The following is a 20,548-nucleotide window of genomic DNA, read 5'->3' as shown; positions in this document are numbered from 1 at the left end:
CATCCAGAATCGAAGAGCAGGTTGAGGCCGCCCGCGCCGTCGTCCAGCAGCCAGACGTATTTGTCCGCGACCGGATCGGAGCCGGTGTAGCCGGCGTCCCGCAGCAGCGCCGAGAGCGTCAACTTGTCCTCGCCGACGCGGAAGTCCTTCACCGCGTGTGGCGACCAGGGGTTGGTGTCGAAGACGAAGAGGTCGGAACCGGCGCCGCCGGTGATGACGTCGCCGCCGCGGCTCGCGGTGATCGTGTCGGCCCCACCCCCCGCCGGCCAGCGTCGAGTTCGGCCCGGAGGCGACGATCGTCTGGCCGGAGCCGCCGTCGTTCCCGCCGCCGTCATCGCCGCCGCCGCCGCCGGCCTCGCCAGTGAGCTGGCGCCATGTCAGGCCCTGGGATGAGACGCCCTGCAGGTGGAGGATGTACGATGGCCACTGCTGGCCCGCGCCCGCGCCGTCGGAGTCGTAGAGCACCTTCGTGCCGCCGGCCCCGTCATCCAGGAACACGATGTACTTGTCGCCCACCGGATCCGATCCGAGGTAGGCGTCGAGCGGGCGAAGGTCGAGCGTGTCGGCGCCCAGGGTGAAGTCCTTCACCACGTGCGGAGACCAGGGGGTGGTGTACATCACGATCACGTCGGCGCCGGCGCCCGTCGTGATGGTGTCGCCGCCTTGGCTGGCGGTGATCGTGTCCGCACCGGCCGAGCCCACCACGTTGGAATTGGGGCCGGGCGAGTTGACCATCCGTCCCTCGGTCGGCGACGAGCCGCCGGCCTGAATGGTGATGTGCAGCCAGGAGGACGCCTCGTCGCCGTCGCCGTCGCTCGCCCAGTAGCGGAGGTGATCGACCGCGCCGGCCGGCGCATCGGCGTTGGCGGTGTAGGTGTAGCCGCCCCAGCGATCGAGGGTCAGGACTCCATAGGCGCCTTCCACGGTGGCGACGCCCCGGTCGGGCATGGCCACGGGGGCCGCCGCCGTATCCGTGCCAGCCCGCGTGACGCTGCCGAAACCGTCCGCGGTGAACCGGTCCGGCGTGCCGTCGGTGATCACATTGCCCGTCACCGCGCGGCCGGCCTGAACCGTCGCGCTGTCCTGGCTAAGGACCAGCGCCTCGTCGTCGCGGATCTGGATGCCGAGGCTGGCCTCGGCGCGATCTCCGTCCCTGTCGGTCAGGATGATCGGGGCGCTCAGGAAATCGCCGTAGCGCTGTTGCGGCCCGGCGTGGGGGCTCTGGTAGGGCGTGGTGATCTGGAAGGCGGCGGTCACCGAGCCGTCCGCTGCGTTATAAGCAGTGACGGAGAGCACGCCCGGTCCGAACGCGATGGACCCAGCCGTGAAGACCCCGTCGGCGATGGCCCGGTAGCCGCCCACCGTGAGGTCGCCCACGCCGTCCGGCGCTGCGATGGTGAAGGTCCAGCTGCCGGAGGTGCTGACCTGGCCGGCCTGGCTGCCGTTCGGCAGGCCTGCCTCGGAAACCCCGATCTGTCCGCCGGGAACCGAAGCGATGGAGATCGAGGGGGTTGTCCCGGTCATGGGTCAGCCCTCCGTCCGGAATTGCGGGACGTCCGCGCAACAGGGCTTCGCCCGTGCGCCGGAGAAACACTGACAGGACATGCAAGACTCCGAAGACCAGCCGCGTCGCGCTCCCCGACGGCGCACGATCACGGGCCGCCGCGGTCGCCAGATCCGCGGCAGCGACCACCAACCCTTTGAAAGTGCGGTGTGTTCCAAAGGCCGAGGTTCACGCTCGCGTGTTATGGCCAAGGCCCCCGCGAGTCTCACCCTGCGGCGCCGTCATCGGACAGAATCGCCACGGGGCGGTCCCCCTTCGGTTGCGGCGCAAAAGAACGCGTGCTAGTAGGCGCGCGGCTTTGGGCCAGGGGCCTTTCGGGCTCTTGGCCTCTTGTGCCTTTTTCAAGCGCTTTCAAGCCTTTAGTGCCGCAACGGAAGCTCCGCTAGCGGCTCATGGCACGCACCGGGCGAGATTTAAGTGGCGGACGACTCCAAGTCTTCGAATGTGGGTTCCAGGTACGCCCAGGCCCTGTTCGATCTCGCGAACGAACAGAAGCAGGTCCAGGCCGTCGAGGCGGACCTGAAGTCCCTGAAGGCGGCCATCGCCGACAGCAAGGACCTGCGCACGCTGCTGTCCTCGCCGGCCTTCGCCGCCGAAGACAAGCGCAAGGGCCTGGCCGCCATCGCCGCCAAGGCCCGCTTCAACCCGATCACCCAGAAGTTCCTGGGCCTGGTCGCCGCCAACGGGCGCGCCGCAGCGCTGCCGGCCGCGATCGACGCCTTCGAGCGCCTGGCCGCCGCCGCCCGCGGCGCGGTCTCGGCCGAGGTGGTCACCGCCGTCCCCATGTCCTCGGCGCAGGCCAAGGGCGTTGCCGCCGCGCTCCGTCAGGCGCTCGGCAAGGACCCTGAAATCACGACCCGCGTCGATCCGTCCCTGCTGGGCGGCATCAAGGTGAAGGTCGGCTCCCGTCTGTTCGACGCTTCGCTCCGTTCGAAGCTCGACTCCCTCAAATTCGCCCTCAAGAGAGCGTAAAGCCCATGGATATCCGCGCCGCCGAGATTTCGGCCATCCTGAAGTCCCAGATCGCCAACTTCGGCGAGGAAGCCGACGTCTCGGACGTGGGCTCCGTCCTGTCGGTGGGCGACGGCATCGCCCGCGTCTACGGCCTCGACAACGTCCAGGCCGGTGAGATGGTGGAGTTCCCGTCGGCCGGCGTGAAGGGCATGGCCCTGAACCTCGAGCGCGACAACGTCGGCATCGTGATCTTCGGCGAGGACCGCGCCATCCGCGAAGGCGACGAAGTCCGCCGCCTGGGCGAGATCGTGGACGTGCCGGTCGGCAAGGGCCTGCTGGGCCGCGTCGTCAACCCGCTGGGCGAGCCGATCGACGGCAAGGGGCCGATCCAGAACGTGGCCGAGCGCCGCCGAGTGGACGTGAAGGCGCCGGGCATCATTCCGCGGAAGTCGGTGCACGAGCCGGTGCAGACCGGCCTGAAGGCGATCGACACCCTGATCCCGGTCGGCCGGGGCCAGCGCGAGCTGATCATCGGCGACCGCCAGACCGGCAAGACCGCCGTCGCCATCGACACCATCCTGAACCAGAAGCAGATCAACGCCGGCGACGACGAGAGCGCCAAGCTGTACTGCATCTATGTGGCCATCGGTCAGAAGCGTTCGACCGTCGCCCAGATCGTGAAGACGCTCGAGGAGCGCGGCGCCCTCGACTACACCATCGTCGTGTCGGCCACGGCCTCCGAGCCGGCCCCGCTGCAGTTCCTGGCCCCGTTCGCCGGCTGCGCCATGGGCGAGTGGTTCCGCGACAACGGCATGCACGCCGTGATCATCTATGACGACCTGTCCAAGCAGGCCGTCGCCTATCGCCAGATGTCGCTGCTGCTGCGCCGTCCGCCGGGCCGCGAGGCCTACCCGGGCGACGTGTTCTACCTGCACTCGCGCCTGCTGGAGCGTGCGGCGAAGCTGAACGAGGACAACGGCCTGGGCTCGCTCACCGCCCTCCCGGTCATCGAGACGCAGGCCAACGACGTGTCGGCCTATATCCCGACGAACGTGATCTCGATCACCGACGGCCAGATCTTCCTGGAAACCGACCTCTTCTTCCAGGGCATCCGCCCGGCCGTGAACGTCGGCATCTCGGTGTCGCGCGTGGGCTCGTCGGCCCAGATCAAGGCGATGAAGACCGCCGCCGGTCCCATCAAGGGCGAGCTCGCCCAGTACCGGGAAATGGCCGCCTTCGCGAAGTTCGGTTCGGACCTCGACGTCGCCACCCAGCGCCAGCTGGCGCGCGGCGAGCGCCTGACCGAGCTGCTGAAGCAGCCGCAGTACTCGCCGCTGGCGGTGGAAGAGCAGGTCGTGTCGGTCTACGCCGGCACCCGCGGCTACCTCGACAAGGTCCCGACCTCCCAGGTCGGCCGCTTCGAGGCCGAGCTGCTGGCCCACATGCACGCCAAGCACCAGGACATCCTGGACACCATCCGCACCAAGAAGGACCTCGGCCCCGTCGAGGACCAGCTGAAGTCGGCCCTGGCCGCCTTCGCCGACACCTTCGCCTAAGCCGACCTGACCCGGGAGCGAGTAGCCGGCGATGGCCAGCCTCAAGGAAATGCGCAATCGGATCGGAAGCGTGAAAGCCACGCAGAAGATCACGAAGGCGATGCAGATGGTCGCCGCGGCCAAGCTGCGGAAGGCGCAGGACGCCGCCCAGAACGCTCGGCCCTACGCCCAGCGGATGGCCGCCGTCATCGCCAATCTGGCGGCCGGCGTCTCGGGCGAGGGCGCGCCGAAGCTGCTGGCCGGCACGGGTTCGGACCGCCGCCATCTGGTGGTGGTGGCGACCTCGGACCGCGGCCTCGCGGGCGGCTTCAACAGCTCGATCGTCCGCGCCGCGCGCGAGAAGATCAACGCCCTCTCGGCCGAAGGTAAGGACGTCCGCGTCATCACCATCGGCCGCAAGGCCCGTGACCAGCTGCGCCGTCTGGCCGGCGACCGCCTGGTCGCCACCTACGAGGCCGGCGGCAACCCTTCACTGGTGGTCGCCGAGGAAGTCTCGACGAAGATCCAGGACATGTTCGAGGCCGGCGAGGTGGACGTGATCCACCTGGTCTTCTCGAGCTTCAAGTCCGTGGTCACCCAGACGCCGACCACTCGTCAGCTGGTGCCGGCGGAAGTGGCGTCGGGCCAGGCCCCGCTGGACCTGAAGGGCGCGGTCTACGAGTACGAGCCGGGCGAGGAGGGAGATCCTCGAGACGCTGCTGCCGCGCAATGTCACCACCCAGCTGTTCTCGGCCACCCTGGAAAACCAGGCCGGCTTCTACGCCGCCCAGATGACGGCGATGGACAACGCCACCCGCAACGCCGGCGACATGATCGCCAGCCTCACCCTGCAATACAACCGTTCACGCCAGGCGCAGATCACCAAGGAGCTGATCGAGATCATCTCCGGCGCCGAAGCGCTGTAGTCACCGAAAGAGCCCGACATGTCTGAAGCTCCCGCCAAGAAGCCCGCCCGCCGCGCTCCGGCCAAGGCCGCCGCCGCCCCGCAAGCGCCGACCGCCCAAGGCGTCGCCACGGGCAAGATCGTCCAGGTCATCGGCGCCGTCGTCGACGTGGAGTTCGTCGGCCACCTGCCGGCGATCATGAACGCGCTCGAGACCACCAACACCGACCAGCGGACCGGCGCCCCGTTCCGCCTCGTGCTGGAAGTGGCCCAGCATCTGGGTGAGAACACCGTCCGCACGATCGCCATGGACACCACCGAAGGCCTGACCCGCGGTCAGCCCGTGGTCGACACCGGCGACTCCATCCGCGTGCCGGTCGGCCCGGCGACGCTGGGCCGCATCATGAACGTCATCGGCGAGCCGATCGACGAAGCCGGTCCGATCGGCACCAGCGAACGCGCTCCGATCCACCGCGAAGCCCCGAGCTTCGCCGAGCAGTCGACCTCGGCCGAAGTGCTCGTCACGGGGATCAAGGTCATCGACCTGATGTGCCCCTACACCAAGGGCGGCAAGATCGGCCTGTTCGGCGGCGCCGGCGTCGGCAAGACCGTGACGATGCAGGAGCTCATCAACAACATCGCCAAGGCCTACGGCGGCTATTCCGTGCTGGCCGGCGTCGGTGAGCGGACCCGCGAGGGCAACGACCTCTACCACGAGATGATCGAGTCCAACGTGAACGTGGACCCGAAGAAGAACAACGGCGGCACCGAGGGCTCCAAGTGCGCCCTGGTGTACGGCCAGATGAACGAGCCGCCCGGCGCCCGCGCCCGCGTCGCCCTGACCGGCCTGACCCAGGCCGAGTACTTCCGCGACGTGGAAGGCAAGGACGTGCTGCTGTTCGTCGACAACATCTTCCGCTTCACGCAAGCCGGCGCCGAAGTGTCGGCGCTGCTGGGCCGCATCCCCTCGGCCGTGGGCTATCAGCCGACGCTGGCCACCGAGATGGGCAACCTGCAGGAGCGGATCACCTCGACCAACAAGGGCTCGATCACCTCGGTCCAGGCCATCTACGTGCCCGCCGACGACCTGACCGACCCGGCGCCGGCCACCTCGTTCGCCCACCTGGACGCCACGACCGTGCTGTCGCGCGACATCGCCGCCCAGGCCATCTTCCCCGCCGTGGACCCGCTGGACTCCACCTCGCGGATCATGGACCCGCTGGTGATCGGCGAAGAGCACTATCAGGTCGCCCGCCGCACGCAGGAGATCCTGCAGCAGTACAAGGCCCTGAAGGACATCATCGCCATCCTGGGCATGGACGAGCTGTCGGAAGAGGACAAGCTGACGGTCGCCCGCGCCCGTAAGATCCAGCGCTTCCTGAGCCAGCCGTTCCACGTGGCCGAGCAGTTCACCAACACGCCCGGCGCCTTCGTCGAGCTGAAGGACACGATCCGCTCGTTCAAGGCCATCTGCGACGGTGAGTACGACCACCTGCCGGAAGCCGCCTTCTACATGGTTGGCGCCATCGAAGAGGCCGTCGCCAAGGCTGAGAAGCTGGCGTCGGAAGCGTAAGGCAAGATGGCCGACAAGCTCCACTTCTCGCTGGTCTCGCCCGAGCGCGAACTGTTCTCGGGCCTGGTGGACCAGGTCGACGCGCCGGGGTCGGAAGGCGACTTCGGCGTCCTCGCCCACCACGCGCCGTTCATGACGGCGCTGAAGGAAGGCCAGGTCCGCGTCTACCAGGACGGCAAGGTGACGGTTTACGACGTCCGCGGCGGTTTCGCCGACGTGACGCCGGAGGGCCTCACCATCCTGGCCGAGCACGCTGCCGAAGCCGCATAAAACGACAGAAGTAAATTCGCCTTGAGTTGGGCGCCGTCGGGCCTTGCCTCCGGCGCCTCGCTCAAGTTTTATGCGCGGCCTGAAGTCAGGGGAACTCTGTCCATGCGTCTCGCCATCTCCAGCCTGATCCTGGCCGCCGGCCTGGCCACCGCCGCCCAGGCGCAGGATCCGGCCGCACCCGCCACGCCCGCCGCCGAACAGCCGGCGGCCCCGCAGGCCCCGCCGGCCCTGCCGACGACCGGCGACGGCGCCCGCCCTGATCGCGGTGATCGAGAACGTCTGCAAGCCCGCGGTGCGCGGCGGCAAGTTCGACGACATCGCCAAGGCGCAGGGCTTCAAGCTGAACAAGCGCGAGCAGACCTGGGCGAAGCCGCTCGGCGGCGCCAAGACCTACCAGATCGTCCTGTACCCGCCGGGCTCGAACAAGGACGTGTGCTTCGGCGAGATCCGCTTCGCCCCCGGCCAGGACGCCCCCATCACGGAGGCGCTGAACGTCTACGCCTTCGTCCAGCAGCCGCCGCTGGACCCCACCGCCAACTACACCCAGCCGGTCGACCCGGACGGCCTCAAGCGCGTTCGCCGCTCGTGGGAGCACCTGTCCTCCGCGCAATCGGTCGGCCTGAACATCTCGACCGTGCGCAGGCCCGACGACACGCCGGTCAACCGTGGCTACGACCTCGCCACGTTCCAGTATCAGGAACGCAAGCTCTAAGGGGCCTGCCGCGCGCCGGGGACGACCCCGGCGCGTCTCCTTTCCGAGGGAGGACGACCTCCGTCAGTAGGAGGGTCATCTCATGGCCTGGGTCATCCTGTTCATCGCGGGTCTGTTCGAGATCGCGTGGGCCGTGGGCCTGAAGTACACCGAAGGCTTCACCCGCCTCGGCCCCACGGTCTTCACGGCCGTCAGCCTCGTGGCCAGCATGGGCCTGCTGGGCCTGGCGGTCCGCAGCCTGCCGCTGGGCACAGCCTATGCGGTCTGGACCGGCATCGGCGCGGCCGGCACGGTCATTCTCGGGATCGTGCTCTTCAAGGAGCCGGCCACGGTGGCCCGCCTCCTCTGCGTGGGCCTGATCCTGTCCGGCATCCTCGGCCTCAAACTGCTGACCAGGAGCCCCCTAGGCCGCGGCCCGGCGCTCGGTCTCCAGCCAGTCGAGGGCGAGGGCGGCCACGTCGTCCCAGCCGGGCTCGCCGACCAGCCAGTGGCTCATCTGCGGCATCGCCCGGTAGGCGGCGCCGATCCGCTCGGCGACGCCGCGCACGGTCGCCGCCGGATGCACCTGGTCGCGGCCGCCGACGATCGCGAGGCTGGGGGTGGGCAAGGCGCCGGAGCCGACACTGGTGGTCATGAACGGGTCCAGCCACCAGTTCAGGACCTCGCGCAGCGCCCGGGCGCTCTCGTGACCCATCCGCGCGAGGATGGTGTCGCGGTAGGGCTTTGGCACACGATCCAGACTGTGCCGCCGCATCACGCTGTGGTCGGGGGCGATCGCGCCTGACCAGAACGGATCCAGCAGCCCGACGGCCGTGGCGGTGATCGCCTCCTCGAGGCTGGAGCCGGTCACCCCCCACGGCGGTGACGGCGCCAGCAGCACCAGGGCCTGCGGCCGCACGCGTCGCGCGGCCATCTGGCAGACCAGTCCGCCCATGGAATGGCCGACCAGCACGGGCGGCTCGGGGAGGTCGGCGCAGAGGGCGACGAGATCGCGGGCATAGTCCTCCATGGAGAGGCCGGCGACGTCCGACGCCGTCGCGCCCAGCCCGTGCCCGCGGAGGTCCGGCGCGAGCACGCGCCAGCCCCGCGCTTCGAAGGGCGATCGGAAATGCTCGAAGGTCCAGCCGCCGCAGAAGGCGCCGTGGACCATCACCACAGTCGTCATGAAGCCTCGCTCCCCCGGAGTCGTCGCCCTGGAGGTCAGTCTAGTCCCAAACCCGGGGGAGCGGTCGAGGGTTTCAGCCGACACCCTTCGTCGCGGCCAGGCTCGCGAAGGCGCGGGCCACCTGATCGTAGGCGGCGCGCTTGAACGGCACGATCAACTCGGGAGCCTCGGCCAGGTAGCCCCAGCGCCATTCCTCGAACTCCGGCTCGTGATGGGCCGCAAGGTCGATTTCGGTATCGGAGCCGTCGAAGCGGAACGCGAACCACACCTGGCGCTGGCCCTTGAAGCCGCGCCACGCCTTCGGACCGCCCATGTCCGGCGGGAAGTCGTAGAGGATCCACCCGTCGGTCCGGGCCAGATAGGTGAGGCTGACCGCGCCCGTTTCCTCCGCCAGCTCGCGCCGCGCGGCCGCCTCCAGGTCTTCGCCGTCGTCGACGCCGCCCTGCGGGAACTGCCAGTTGTAGGGCGGCGGCGCGCCTGCGCGGCGCCCGAGCCACACGCGGCCGTCGGGATGGAACAGCACCACCCCCACGTTGGGGCGGTAGAGCGAATGATCGGTCATCACTTTCGGGTGGTCAGCGCCGACGCCGGGGCCAGCTGATAGCCCCTCTGTTCCACCTCGTTCGCCCACCGCGCAACCGTCTCGAGCGTGATCGGATAGGCGAAGGCCGATCCCAGCGCCTGCCCGCGTTGCAGGGCGCCCGCCTCCAGCGCCAACAGCTGCTGGTCGATGGCCGCCGCCGAGAGCTGGTCGTCGATGACCCGCTCGGCCGTGGCCCGCGGCAGGCCGCCGCCGCGCCGGGCGGCCGAGCCGTCGTCGACGAAGGCCAGGCCGCGGGCGCGCAGCGAGCTCGCCAGCGCCTCGTAGGCCCGGTCGTCGCCCAGGAAACGCGAGCCGAGATAGTTGGTGAGGCCGAAGTAGCCCGTCGCTCGCGAAAGGATCCATTCCAACTTCTTGGCCGTCTCGGGCGGCGAGGCGTCGGTCATAAGGGTGTAGGGGCCCGGGTCGTTGTCCGGGTAGTCGAGCGGCTCCAGCGGCGTCTCCAGCAGCACCTCGTGGCCATGCGCGCGGGCCATGTCGATCCAGCCTTGCAGGCCTTCGGCATAGACCACGAAGGACAGGGTGATCTCGGGGCGGAGCGTCTCGATGGCCTGGCGGGTCGCCCGGGCGTTGAGGCCCAGGCCGCCGACGACGATCCCGAGCTTCGGACGGCCGTTCGACGTGAAGGGGCGGGCGTAGGCCTGAGCCGGCGTGCGCCCATCCTGGGCGATGATCGGGAGAGGACCGCCGGGGCCGGGCGCGAAGAAGCCGCTGATCGGCGCCGCCGGCAATGCGCCGCCGGCCAGGGCGCGCACCGCAGGCGCCGCCGGACCGTTGAAGCTGGCGCCCGCCAGCGGCGCCAGCGGCCGCTCCGAGAGGCGGACGACGTCGGGCTCGGGCGTCGCGGGACCTTGGGCTGGCCTGAGCGCCTCGCGCCAGCCGGGCGGCGCGGCGCGGAACGCGGCGTCCAGGGACATCTCGGCCCGGGCGCCGCCGTGGCCGAAGGGGCCGAGCATCTGCAGCAGGGCGAAGGCGGCGCCGATGAACAGAGCCGCCGCCGCGCCCGCGCCGACGGCGGGGCTCTTCAGCAGGCCCGCGACATCCACCGTGGGGGCCTTGATCTGCGGCATCGCGATGTTCGCCACGAGCGGACTCCTTCGCCCTCGAACCTCCCGCAACATGGTTAACGTCGCATCAACCCGGGCTTGGCGGATGCGAAAAGGGCGGCCCCACGGGACCGCCCTCGTCGTCGTTCAGAGGATCCTGCCGGCCTACTTCTGGGTGGTGGTCGGCGGCGGCTTCACGATGGCCACCTGGTCCTTGACCCCCACGATGCCCGCAAGCTTGGGCTGCGGCTTCGGCAGCTTGGGCGTCTGGGCGACAGAGCCGAACTTCAGCACGTCCTGAGCGCGGGCGATCTGGAAGTCCTTCTTCTCGTCGAAGCCCTCGGGCGGCGCCTCGGCCGGTTCGTGGGCGCCGCGACGGGCCTTGCCCTCGTCGGCGTTCAGCGCATTGCGGAACGAAGCCTCCGAGAACTGGTAGCTGCGGTTGGCGATCGCCTGCGCCTCGTCCCGGGTCAGCGCCACTTCAAGGTCGGGCTCGATGCCGGTCTTCTGGATAGAGCGGCCCGACGGCGTGTAGTAGCGCGCCGTGGTCAGCTTCAGCGCGCCGTCGATCCCGCCACGCAGCGGGATCACGGTCTGCACCGAACCCTTGCCGAAGCTGGTCAGGCCGACGAGCTCGGCCCGCTTGCGGTCCTGCAGCGCACCGGCGACGATCTCGGCCGCCGAGGCCGAGCCGGAGTTCACCAGCACCACCATCGGCATGCCGCCGGTGATGTCGCCCGGGCGGGCGTTGTAGCGTTCCACGTCGCGCGGATCGCGGCCGCGCTGGCTGACGATCTCGCCGCCTTCCAGGAACAGATCGGAGACGCCCACCGCCTGGTCGAGCAGGCCGCCGGGGTTGTTCCGCAGATCGAGGATCAACCCCTTCATGTTCGGGTTCTTGGCGCGCAGCTCGGCGAACGCCCGCTCGGCCTCGTCGGTCGTCTTCTCGTTGAAGGCGCCGATGCGCAACAGGCCGTAGTCGCCCTCCATCCGCGCCGTGGCGGACTTCGGCTTGATGACCTCGCGGACCAGCTTCACGTCGAACGGGTCGGACTTCTCGCGGGCGATGGTCAGGGTCACCGCCTCGCCCGGCCGGCCGCGCATCTGCTTGACCGCGTCGTTGACGGAGAGGCCCAGGACGCTCTCACCGTTCACCGCCGTGATGTAGTCGCCGGCCTTCACGCCCGCCTTGAAGGCGGGGGTGCCGTCCATCGGCGAGATCACCTTGACCACGCCGTCCTCGCTGGTGACCTCGATGCCGAGGCCGCCGTACTCGCCGCGCGTCTGGTCGCGCATGTCGTCGAAGTCGGACGGGTTGAGATAGCCGGAGTGCGGGTCCAGCGACGTCAGCATGCCGTCGATCGCCGCCTGGATCAGCTTGGTGTCGTCGACGCCGGTCACGTACTGGTTCTCGACGGTATTCAGCACGTCGCCGAACAGGCCGAGCATCCGATAGGTCTTGGCTCGCGGCTCCGCCGAGGCGATCGCCTGCTGGCTCACGTAGGCCATGGACCCGGGCGCCGAGGACGAACGCGGACGCGCCGATCACGAGGTACTTCTTCATGGCCTTCCTCAGGCTCCCCTTCCGCGGCGTTCACCGCGCTTGCGACAGGCCCCCGACACTTCTTTTACAGCAGCGTTCAGCCCGCTCTTTTGTTCAACCATCGGCCGGGATCCACGGGCGAACCCTGCTCCCGGACCTCCAGATAGAGTTCCGACGTCGATTGTCGACCATCCGGGGCCCATCCGACAGGTTGACCTGCCGCGACGGATTGTCCGGCCTGGACCGACGTTCTTTCAAGGCCAGCCAACACGAGATGATAGCCGCCCGCTAGTCTTAAAATCACGATGACGCCCCAGCCCTTCACCGGGCCCACGTATTGGACAGTTCCCTCGCCGGGGCTGACCACGCGCGCCGCGCGCGGGGCCGCGATGGTGAGGCCGTTCGCCTGCCCGCCGCCGGCCAGCGGCTCGCCAAACCCACGCACCACGGGGCCGGGCGAGGGCATCATCAGGCTGGCCGGGGCCCTGAGGACGCCCGGCGGCAGGCTGGGTCCCCCCGCCGCGCAAGGCGAGGCCGGCGTTCGACTCCGGCTCGGGAAGGGCTTCGGCGGCCAGGCTCTCGCGCTCGAACAGCGCCTCGCTCTGCACGGCGGCCAGCCTGCGCTGGCGCATCACCTCGCCGGCGTCATTGGCGTAGCTTTGGGCGCGGGCCTGAAGCTCCGGCGTCACAGCCTTCACGAGGATGGCGGCGCGCACCGCGTCCTTGGCGTCTTCGGGCGAGACGAGGAGCGCGGGCGGCGGATCGCGTTCGAGCTGCTCGAGCACCGACAGCAGCCGCGCCAGCTGGTGGCGCGTGGCGGCCTGCTCGGCCGAGATCTCGGTCTCGGCGACGTTCAGCCGCTGCAGCCGATCGCTCGTCGCCGCGACGGCCGCGACGGACAGCGCCGCCGCAGCCAGGGTTCCGGAGAGAAGAAGCCGGCCGTGCATCTAGTCCCTATGATATGGCGATCCCGCCAGAATTGAGACGGCGCGATAGACCTGTTCGGCCAGCATGGCGCGGGCGAGCGCGTGCGGCCAGGTCTGCGGCCCGAAGGCGAGCTTGCCGGCGGCTTGGTCCACCAGCTGGGGATCCAGGCCATCGGCGCCGCCGATCAGGAACACCAGGCGGCGCACGCCGCGGTCGCGGAGCATGGCGATCTCGTCGGCGAAGGCGCGGCTGGGTCTCGCCGTTCCGCGCTCGTCGCAGGCGATGACATGGCTGTCGGCGAGGTGCGCCCTCAGCGCCTCGGCCTCGGCGGCCTTGCCCGGCTTGCGGCTCTCGACCTCGACCACCTCGACGGGGCCGAGGCCCAGTGCGCGGCCGGCGTTCGTCGCGCGCTCCACGTACAGCTTCACGAGCTCCGTCTCGGGAGAGCGCGGGAGCCGCCCGATCGCGACGATGGCGAGCTTCAAGTCGAAGCCTTAGTTGGCCGCGCGATGGCCGCCGGTCTCGACGGACCAGATCTTCTCGATGTTGTAGAAGGCGCGGACTTCGGGCCGGAACAGATGGACGATCACGTCGCCGGTATCGATCAGCACCCAGTCGGCGTGCGGCATCCCCTCGACGCGGCACTTGCCGTAGCCGGCTTCCTTGAGCGCGCGCAGCAGGTGGTCGGCCATGGCGCCGACATGGCGCTGCGACCGGCCGCTCGCCACGACAAGGGCGTCGGCGACGGGGCTCTTGCCCTTCAGATCGATGAGGACGACGTCCTGCGCCTTGTCTTCGTCCAGACGCGCGAGGATCAGGTCTTCCAGGGCGCCGATGGGCTCCTGGTGGTCGCCGGAGGACGGCTCCGGCTGCGCGCTAGGCGCAGGTTCGCGTTGCAGCGGGGTAGCTCCTTTTGGTGTCCCAGCAGCGGCGACCCTAACATGGATCGCGTCGCGATGACATCAAGAGCGGGGACGGCGCAGGCGTTCCCGCAACAGCGTCGACGACAGAAAATTGAAGCGGCCGAACAGGAACGCCCAGGCCGGCGGCCGCCGGTCGGCGAGCATCCGCGCCTGGTGAGGCGCCAGACGGTGCGCCGCGAACCGCCGCGCCGCCGGCGAGAACCGGCTCTTCAGCGAGATCCACGGACGGGAGACAACGGCCACCGGCACCTCGCGCATGATCTGCGTCCAGCCGCGCCAGCGATGGAACGTGGCCAGGCTGTCGGCCCCCATGATCCAGACGAATTTCACGCCGGGGAACCGCGCCTTCAGCCACCGGATGGTGTCGATGGTGTAGGCCGAGCCCAGACGGGTCTCGAGGTCCGAGACGATCATGCCGGGCTCGTTGGCGATCGCCTGGGTGAGCGCGATCCGCTCGGCCAGGTCGGCCGTCTCGTGGCGCGACTTCAGCGGGTTCTGCGGCGAGACCAGCCAGATCACCCGATCCAGGTTCAGCCGCCGCTTGGCGGTCTCGGCGACGTGGGCATGGCCGGCGTGCGGCGGGTTGAACGAGCCGCCGAACAGGCCGACGCGCATGCCGCGCTGGAGCTGGAAGCCCGGCCGCAGCGCGGCCGGGCGGCCGGCCACCGGCGCGCGCCGGGCCGGGCCCGCGAACCACATGCGACCGCTCAAGCCGGGCGTCCCTGTGGCCTCGCCGGGGTCGGCGCACCGCCGCGGTCGAGATGCGGGTCGGCCTGGATCACGCGGCTGCGGACCGTGAAGACGCCGTCGCCGGCGAGCACCCCGCCGCGGGCGAACAGGCGGCCGTTCTCCCAGTTCGACAGGCCGAGCTCCGGCCGGTTCAGCGCGTACTGACCGTCCACCCAGCGGGTGAAGCCGTCGCCGACGAAGGGCGCGTCGACAGCGGCGAAGAACCGGCGGTGCGCCTCGGCGTCTTCGGCGATCAGGGTGGCGACGAAGCGCGGGCTGTGGGCGTTGAACAGGGCCGCCGCTTCGGCGACGTCACGGACGATCTTCAGGCTGACCTCGGGCGTCTCCTCCCATTCCCATTCTCGGCCGAGGTCGGCATCGGCGATCGGCTCGGCGAGCGCCTCTTCGCGGGGGCCGTCGGCGCGGATGACCGTGGCGCGTCCGGTTCTCCACGGCGCGGGCAGACGGATCGCATCGGCCTCGGCGATGTGCAGTTTGCACCCGGTGCGCCGCTGGCCGGCGGCCCTCAGCGCCTCGAGGAACACCGGCACGAGCTCGTCGGCCCGGCTTTCCACGATGCAGCAGACGTTGAGCGTGTTGCAGACCTTGCGGTCGAGCGAGTGATAGGCGGCGGCGAAGAACCGGTCGGCGTCGGCGGTCTCGTCGACGACCATCCAGGCGCCGCCCGTGCCGTGCAGGCTGACCGGCGTTCCCGCCTGGCGCGCGATGGCGCCGAGCTGGGCGACAGCCGGCCCCGACCCACGGGCGACGGCCAGTGACAGCCGCGGATCGGCGAACATGGCCCAGCCGGCGGCATGGGCGGCGGAGTCCACCAGAACCGCCGCGCCCCTGGGCAGACCGGCCTCGGCCAGCGCCGGCTCCAGGGCCTCGGCGACGATGGCCCGCGCGGTGCCCAGCGCGTCCGAGCCGATGCGGAAGACGACGGTGTTGCCGGTCCGGATCACGCCCGTCGCATCGGCGAAGACGTTGGGCCGCCCCTCGAAGACGAAGCCCACCACGCCCAGGGGGGCGACCACCTGCTCGACGGTCCAGCCGGAATGCTCGACGCGCTCCAGCACCTTCCCGCGCGACGCCTCGGCCTCGGCCCAGGCGCGAAGGCCCCCGACCATGTCCCCGCGCATCCCCCCGGACACCTGCAGCCGCGTGGTGGAGCGGCCCCGGGCGCGGGCGGCCTCGACGTCCCGGGCGTTGGCCTCTGCGATTCTCGTCCAGACGCCGTCATCGGCGAGACGGGCGGCGAAGAGTTCGAAGAACCGGGTGATCGCCGCATCGGATGCCTCGCCCATGGCCGCGAACGCGTCCGCCGCGCGGCCCACCGCCTCCTCGACGAGCGCGTGCTGGGCGGCGGGCACATGCAGCAGGGCGGCGTCGTCGCCCGTCGCCGCCACGAGCAGCCGGTCGCCGGCCCGGAAGGCGGTCGCAAGCTCGGGCGACACGACGGCCACACGGTCGCCGCCGAACGGGATCGGCTGGCCGGGGCTCAGGGCCTCCAGCCGGGCCGCGCCCCGCTTCGTCGATCCGCCGTCGTCCACCGCCGACCCCATATGCTCAACTTGAGCACTTCCTAGACGACTTTTTCCGGCCTGTCGCGGCGGGGCCGGAACTCTAGGCGGCGGTGGCCAGGGCGGCGGGCGGGCCCGGGACGACGAACCAGAACGTCGTGCCTGCGCCAGGCGCCGATTCGACGCCGATGCGGCCGCCCATCGCCTCGACGAGCCCCTTGCAGATGGCCAGTCCCAGGCCGGTGCCGCCGTGGCGACGCGTCGGCGTGGAGTCCACCTGCGAGAAGCGCCTGAAGAGCTGCCGCTGCTGCGCGGAGTCGAGGCCGCCGCCGGTGTCCACGACGCGCACGCAGAGCGCCTGCGCCTCGTGATCGTAGTCCGCGAACACGGAGACGGAGCCCGCGTCGGTGAACTTCACGGCGTTGCCCACGAGGTTCATCAGCACCTGGCGCAGGCGGTCGGGGTCGAGCATGAGGCGCTCAGGCGTCCGCATGCCGGCGCGGGCGATGAGGGCGAGGTTCCTGGCCCGCGCCTGCTCTTCGAGGACATTGATGACGCCCTCGACGACCCCGGCCACCTCGACCGGCCGCGGGCGGATCTCAACCTGGCCGGCCTCCAGCTTCGAGAAGTCGAGCACATCGTTGATCGTCGCCAGCAGCGCCTGGCTGGCCGAGCGGATCTTGTCGACGAAGCGCTTGGGTTCCGGCGCGAGTTCGTGGCGGGCGCCCAGGATGCCGGCGTAGCCGATCACGGCCGTCAGCGGCGTGCGCAGCTCATGGCTCATGTTGGCGAGGAAGTCGGACTGCGCCTGCGCCGCCTTGTCGGCTGCGTCGCGGGCCCGCGTCAGTTCGGCCTCCAGGGCCACCTGTTCGGTCACGTCGCGCAGGACGTCGATGAACTCGGGTTGGCCCGCTCCGTCGCGGACCATGCTGGGATTGGCCTCGACCCAGATCCAGCGGCCGTCCTTGTGGCGGACGCGGTAGCGCACGGGCAGGCCGGCGGCGCGCACGCCCCGGATGACCTCGCCGTACGCGTCGCGGAATGCTGCGACGTCGTCGGGATGGACGTCGGGGATCATGCTGCGGCCCAGCAGCTCGTCGGGCGCGAAGCCGGTAAGCGCCTGGATGCTCGGCGAAATGTAGAAGATTTCGCCCTTCACGTTGGAGCGGGCGATCACGTCCTTCACGTGATCCGCCAGCAGCTGGTAGCGACGGCGGCTCTCGTCGGCCTCCTTCAGGCCGCGCAGCTGGTCGGTGATGTCCTGCAGGACGCCGAACAGCGCCACCACCCGGCCCCGGTCGTCCGTCTGGCAGCGCGACTTGAGCTGGATGTCGCGCAGTTCGCCGGACGGCCGGAGCATCTGCAGCTGCAGTTCGATGTCCTCGCCGGTGGCGGTCACATGGGCGATCGCTTCGGCGACCTTCGCCCGTCCTTCGGGGGTGTAGAAATCGACGGCCGCGTCATAGCTCAGGTCGACGTCATCCTTCTCGACGCCGCGGATGCGGTAGATTTCGTCGGACCAGGTCAGCACCTGCGTCTCGAGGTCCAGCCGCCAGTGACCGACACCGGCGATGCTCTCTACGAGCTCGAGCAGCTGGTCCTTGCGCGCGGCTTCGCGCAGCGCCGTGTCGTGCAGCGTTCTCAGGCCTTCGAGTTCGGGCGGGTGCGTCATGCGTCTGATCCTCGATGGACAGTTTCGCACGACCGAAGGTTGTTCGAACGCACGCGAAGCGCGACATCTTGGCCCGGTGAAGCTGCTGCGTTTCGTCGCGATCTCAGTCGATGGGCGCGGCGGTCTCCAGCAGGGCCAGGTCGTCGGCATGGATCACCGGTCCGCTCGTGTAGCCCAGGGCCGCCTCGATGGCCTCCGACTTCAGGCCGCAGATCCGCTCGGCGTCCTCAACTTCGTAGCGCACGAGCCCGCGGGCGATCTCGCGGCCCCGCTCGTCCCGGACAATCACGGCGTCGCCCTTGTCGAAGCGGCCCTCGACCTGGCGCAGGCCCGCCGCCAGCAGGCTCTTGCCCCTGGCCACCGCAGCCGCGGCGCCGTCGTCGACGACGAGCACGCCCGCCGGGGCGAGGCTGCCGGCGATCCAGGCCTTGTAGGCGGCGGCCGGGGTGGTCGCGGGCTCGACGACGGTGGCGCGTTCACCGGCCTCGACGGCGGCGAGCGGGCGCCTGGCGGCTGCCGATGGTGATCACGGTGGCGCACCCGCTGGCCGAGGCGATCCGGGCGGCGGCGATCTTGGTGGCCATGCCGCCGGTGCCGACGCCGCCGTCGGCGTTCGCCCCGCCGGCCATCGCCTCGATCTCGGGGGTCAGCCGCGCAACGCGGGGGATGTGCTGCGCCGAAGGGTCGCGACGCGGGTCGGCGGTGTAGAGGCCGTCCACGTCGGACAGCAGCACGAGCGCATCGGCGCCGACGAGCTGCGCCACGCGGGCCGCGAGCCGGTCGTTGTCGCCGTAGCGGATCTCCTCGGTGACGACGGTGTCGTTCTCGTTGACCACGGGCACGACGCCCAGGGCCAGCAGCGTTTCCACCGTGGCCCGGGCGTTCAGCCAGCGGCGCCGGACCTCGGTGTCGTCGCGGGTGAGCAGCACCTGGGCGCAGGCCGCGCCGTGGGGCTCCAGGGCCGTTTCCCAGGCGCGCATCAGCGCCGACTGGCCGGCGGCGGCGGCCGCCTGCTTCTCCGGGAGCGTGAGGGCGCGCCCGGGCAGGCCCAGCCTGCGGCGGCCCAGAGCCACCGCGCCCGAACTCACCACGACCACCTGCTGTCCGCGCGCCCGCAGGCGAGCCACGTCGGCCGCGAAATCGGCCAGCCAGGCGGAGTGGGCGGCGCCGTCGGGTCCGACCAGCAGCGCCGAGCCCACCTTCACCACCACCCGCCGCGCCGCCGAAAGCTCCATCAGGGGGTCCAGCCTTCGGACGACTGCGCCTGGGCTTCCTCCGCCGCCTCGGCCTTGCGCCGGCGAACCAGGCCGTAGGCCTCGCGCAGCAGTTCGGTGACGAACTCGCCGGTGAAGCCGGACACCAGCCGCACCTCCGTGCCCGCCGCCTCGGCGAGCTCGGCCTGCCTCTCGGCGCGGGTCTCGTCGTCCAGGGCGTCGATCTTGTTCAGCGCCAGGATTTCGGGCTTGTCGGCCAGGTCCTCCCCCGTAGGCCTCGAGTTCGTGGCGCACGGTCTTCCAGGCGCCCACGATGTCTTCCTGCGTGCCGTCCACCAGGTGGATCAGCACGGCGGTGCGCTCGATGTGGCCCAGGAAGCGGGTGCCGATGCCGGCTCCTTCATGCGCGCCTTCGATCAGCCCCGGAATGTCGGCCAGGACGAAGCGCTCGCCGACCGAGAGGTCGACCACGCCCAGATTGGGGGCGAGCGTCGTAAAGGGATAGTCGGCGATCTTCGGCTTCGCCGCGCTGGCCGCGGCCAGGAAGGTCGATTTGCCCGCGTTCGGCAGGCCCACGAGGCCCACGTCGGCGATCAGCTTCAGCCGCAGCCACAGCGCCATCTCCTCGCCGGGCAGGCCCGGGTTGGCATGGCGCGGCGCCTGGTTCACCGGGCCTTTGAAGTGGGTGTTGCCGAAGCCGCCGTTGCCGCCCTTCAGGAGCAGGAAGCGCTTGCCCGCCTCGTCCATGTCGACGATCAGGTTCTTGTCCTCGTCCAGCACCTCGGTGCCCACGGGGACCTTCAGCACCACGTCCTCGCCCGCCGCGCCGTGGCGGTTGCGGCCCATGCCGTGGACGCCGGTGCCCGCCTTGAAGTGCTGCTGGTAGCGATAGTCGATGAGGGTGTTCAGGCCCTCGACCGCCTCGATCCACACGTCTCCCCCGCGGCCGCCGTCGCCGCCGTCGGGGCCGCCGTACTCGATGTACTTCTCCCGGCGGAACGAGACGGCGCCGCCGCCCCCGTTGCCGGAGCGGGCGTAGATCTTCACCTGGTCGAGGAACTTCATTCGCCTGCCTCTAGCCCGCCGCGACGTGCCAGCGCCACCCCGACGGCTTTCAGGGTCAACGCCGCGGCGAGCGATTTCGCCGCCGCGCCCGGCAGGAACGGCAGGACGCCGCCCTCGAACGCCGAGGCGACATCCATGCGATCCAGCAGGCCCAGGAAGCCCATGGCGAGCACCAGCGCGTGCCCGATCAGGAAGATGGCGAGAAGGGCGCCGAGCCCCTGGCGTCGCTGGGCCGCGTAGCCCGCGAGCCCGCCGGCCACCGCCATGCCGAACAGATAGCCCTGGGTCGGTCCAAACAGCGCTTCCGGCCCGCCGGCGCCGTCCGCCAGCACCGGCGCGCCCAGCGCCGCCGCCGTCAGCCAGATCAGCACGGCGCGCAGCGTCAGCGACCCGCCGAGCAGGCCGCTCAGCACGAACAGCGCATAGGTCTGCAGCGTGATGGGCGCCACCGGCGCAGGAAGGGCGACCTGGGAGGCGAGCGCCATCACCGCCGCGCCGGCGACCACGGCCAGCAGCCGCGTCGCGAACGGCGCGGTGGTCGGCAGCAGGGGCAGGGCGGCGGCCATGGGCATTCCGTTATCACACTATGACGTCAAACCCCGTCATCCCGGCGGCCCTGCGGCCGTTC

The 20,548-nt window shown here is 70.5% G+C and carries 17 protein-coding genes and 7 pseudogenes; 8 read left to right on the top strand and 16 right to left on the bottom strand.

All coding sequences use genetic code 11. The annotated features are described in order from the left end of the window. Positions 1-221: 221 nt before the first annotated feature. Together LRS10_RS24925 and LRS10_RS24920 are read right to left on the bottom strand one after the other, a co-directional pair. Positions 222-335, bottom strand: a pseudogene (locus tag LRS10_RS24925) (hypothetical protein); the annotation flags it as partial. A 298-nt stretch (positions 336-633) separates the two neighbouring features. Beyond that, positions 634-735 (bottom strand): annotated as a pseudogene (locus LRS10_RS24920) (hypothetical protein); the annotation flags it as partial. A 1,246-nt stretch (positions 736-1,981) separates the two neighbouring features. On the opposite strand from LRS10_RS24920, the gene LRS10_RS05080 reads away from it, so the two are divergent. From LRS10_RS05080 to sugE, 8 genes and pseudogenes are all read left to right on the top strand, one after another. Further along, positions 1,982-2,536 carry a F0F1 ATP synthase subunit delta gene (locus LRS10_RS05080; protein ID WP_257836297.1) on the top strand — a complete coding sequence of 185 codons (555 nt, stop codon included), beginning with the start codon at positions 1,982-1,984 and terminating at the stop codon, positions 2,534-2,536. Between the two features lie 5 nt (positions 2,537-2,541). Then, positions 2,542-4,074, top strand: coding sequence for a F0F1 ATP synthase subunit alpha (gene atpA, locus LRS10_RS05075; RefSeq protein WP_257836296.1), 1,533 nt, complete (start codon positions 2,542-2,544; stop codon positions 4,072-4,074). Between the two features lie 31 nt (positions 4,075-4,105). Then, positions 4,106-4,693, top strand: a pseudogene (locus LRS10_RS05070) (FoF1 ATP synthase subunit gamma); the annotation flags it as partial. Positions 4,694-4,757: 64 nt separating this feature from the next. Beyond that, positions 4,758-4,979, top strand: a complete 222-nt coding sequence (locus LRS10_RS24915) for a F0F1 ATP synthase subunit gamma (RefSeq protein ID WP_374570908.1) — start codon at positions 4,758-4,760, stop codon at positions 4,977-4,979. An 18-nt stretch (positions 4,980-4,997) separates the two neighbouring features. After that, positions 4,998-6,530 carry a F0F1 ATP synthase subunit beta gene (gene atpD / locus LRS10_RS05065; protein WP_257836295.1) on the top strand — a complete coding sequence of 511 codons (1,533 nt, stop codon included), beginning with the start codon at positions 4,998-5,000 and terminating at the stop codon, positions 6,528-6,530. A 6-nt stretch (positions 6,531-6,536) separates the two neighbouring features. Continuing rightward, positions 6,537-6,800, top strand: coding sequence for an ATP synthase F1 subunit epsilon (locus LRS10_RS05060; RefSeq protein ID WP_257836294.1), 264 nt, complete (start codon positions 6,537-6,539; stop codon positions 6,798-6,800). A gap of 265 nt (positions 6,801-7,065) precedes the next feature. Continuing rightward, positions 7,066-7,512 (top strand): hypothetical protein, encoded by a 447-nt coding sequence (locus tag LRS10_RS05055; RefSeq protein ID WP_257836293.1) that lies wholly within the window; start codon positions 7,066-7,068, stop codon positions 7,510-7,512. A gap of 82 nt (positions 7,513-7,594) precedes the next feature. Beyond that, positions 7,595-7,906 (top strand): annotated as a pseudogene (gene sugE, locus LRS10_RS05050) (quaternary ammonium compound efflux SMR transporter SugE); the annotation flags it as partial. 9 nt (positions 7,907-7,915) lie between these two features. Here the strand turns inward: sugE and LRS10_RS05045 are convergent. The 14 genes and pseudogenes from LRS10_RS05045 to LRS10_RS04985 form a co-directional block, all read right to left on the bottom strand. Beyond that, positions 7,916-8,677, bottom strand: a complete 762-nt coding sequence (locus LRS10_RS05045; RefSeq protein WP_257836292.1) for an alpha/beta hydrolase — start codon at positions 8,675-8,677, stop codon at positions 7,916-7,918. A gap of 73 nt (positions 8,678-8,750) precedes the next feature. Beyond that, positions 8,751-9,239, bottom strand: coding sequence for an RNA pyrophosphohydrolase (locus LRS10_RS05040; protein WP_257836291.1), 489 nt, complete (start codon positions 9,237-9,239; stop codon positions 8,751-8,753). Then, the gene (locus LRS10_RS05035; protein ID WP_257836290.1) at positions 9,239-10,363 is read right to left on the bottom strand and encodes a divergent polysaccharide deacetylase family protein; all 1,125 of its coding nucleotides are present in this window, start codon (positions 10,361-10,363) and stop codon (positions 9,239-9,241) included. Before LRS10_RS05035 ends, LRS10_RS05040 begins: the two co-directional genes overlap by 1 nt. 126 nt (positions 10,364-10,489) lie before the next feature. Further along, positions 10,490-11,888, bottom strand: a pseudogene (locus LRS10_RS05030) (S41 family peptidase). A gap of 76 nt (positions 11,889-11,964) precedes the next feature. Further along, positions 11,965-12,234 carry a murein hydrolase activator EnvC gene (locus LRS10_RS24910; protein ID WP_374570905.1) on the bottom strand — a complete coding sequence of 90 codons (270 nt, stop codon included), beginning with the start codon at positions 12,232-12,234 and terminating at the stop codon, positions 11,965-11,967. After that, on the bottom strand, positions 12,122-12,814 hold the full coding sequence (locus tag LRS10_RS05025) for a hypothetical protein (RefSeq protein ID WP_257836289.1): 693 nt from the start codon (positions 12,812-12,814) through the stop codon (positions 12,122-12,124). The genes LRS10_RS24910 and LRS10_RS05025 overlap by 113 nt, the downstream gene beginning before the upstream one ends. Further along, on the bottom strand, positions 12,815-13,279 hold the full coding sequence (rlmH, locus tag LRS10_RS05020) for a 23S rRNA (pseudouridine(1915)-N(3))-methyltransferase RlmH (protein WP_257836288.1): 465 nt from the start codon (positions 13,277-13,279) through the stop codon (positions 12,815-12,817). It lies immediately after the preceding gene. 9 nt (positions 13,280-13,288) lie between these two features. Then, positions 13,289-13,558: a ribosome silencing factor gene (gene rsfS, locus LRS10_RS05015; protein WP_374570902.1), complete on the bottom strand. Its 270-nt coding sequence runs from the start codon at positions 13,556-13,558 to the stop codon at positions 13,289-13,291. Between the two features lie 198 nt (positions 13,559-13,756). Beyond that, positions 13,757-14,416 (bottom strand): nicotinate-nucleotide adenylyltransferase, encoded by a 660-nt coding sequence (locus tag LRS10_RS05010; protein WP_257836287.1) that lies wholly within the window; start codon positions 14,414-14,416, stop codon positions 13,757-13,759. An 8-nt stretch (positions 14,417-14,424) separates the two neighbouring features. Beyond that, complete coding sequence (locus LRS10_RS05005; protein WP_257836286.1) at positions 14,425-15,999, bottom strand: aldehyde dehydrogenase family protein; 1,575 nt, start codon at positions 15,997-15,999, stop codon at positions 14,425-14,427. A gap of 73 nt (positions 16,000-16,072) precedes the next feature. Next, the gene (locus LRS10_RS05000) at positions 16,073-17,641 is read right to left on the bottom strand and encodes a PAS domain-containing sensor histidine kinase (RefSeq protein ID WP_257836285.1); all 1,569 of its coding nucleotides are present in this window, start codon (positions 17,639-17,641) and stop codon (positions 16,073-16,075) included. A 103-nt stretch (positions 17,642-17,744) separates the two neighbouring features. Continuing rightward, positions 17,745-18,876, bottom strand: a pseudogene (gene proB, locus LRS10_RS04995) (glutamate 5-kinase). Continuing rightward, positions 18,876-19,920 (bottom strand): annotated as a pseudogene (gene obgE / locus LRS10_RS04990) (GTPase ObgE). Before obgE ends, proB begins: the two co-directional pseudogenes overlap by 1 nt. After that, the gene (locus LRS10_RS04985; RefSeq protein ID WP_257836284.1) at positions 19,917-20,492 is read right to left on the bottom strand and encodes a biotin transporter BioY; all 576 of its coding nucleotides are present in this window, start codon (positions 20,490-20,492) and stop codon (positions 19,917-19,919) included. Before LRS10_RS04985 ends, obgE begins: the two are co-directional and overlap by 4 nt. Positions 20,493-20,548 lie beyond the last annotated feature (56 nt).

Origin of the sequence: Phenylobacterium sp. J426 (assembly GCF_024699945.1) — a bacterium.
In the GTDB taxonomy this organism is placed as follows: Bacteria; Pseudomonadota; Alphaproteobacteria; order Caulobacterales; family Caulobacteraceae; genus Phenylobacterium.
This window is presented reverse-complemented; position numbering and strand designations above follow the sequence as displayed.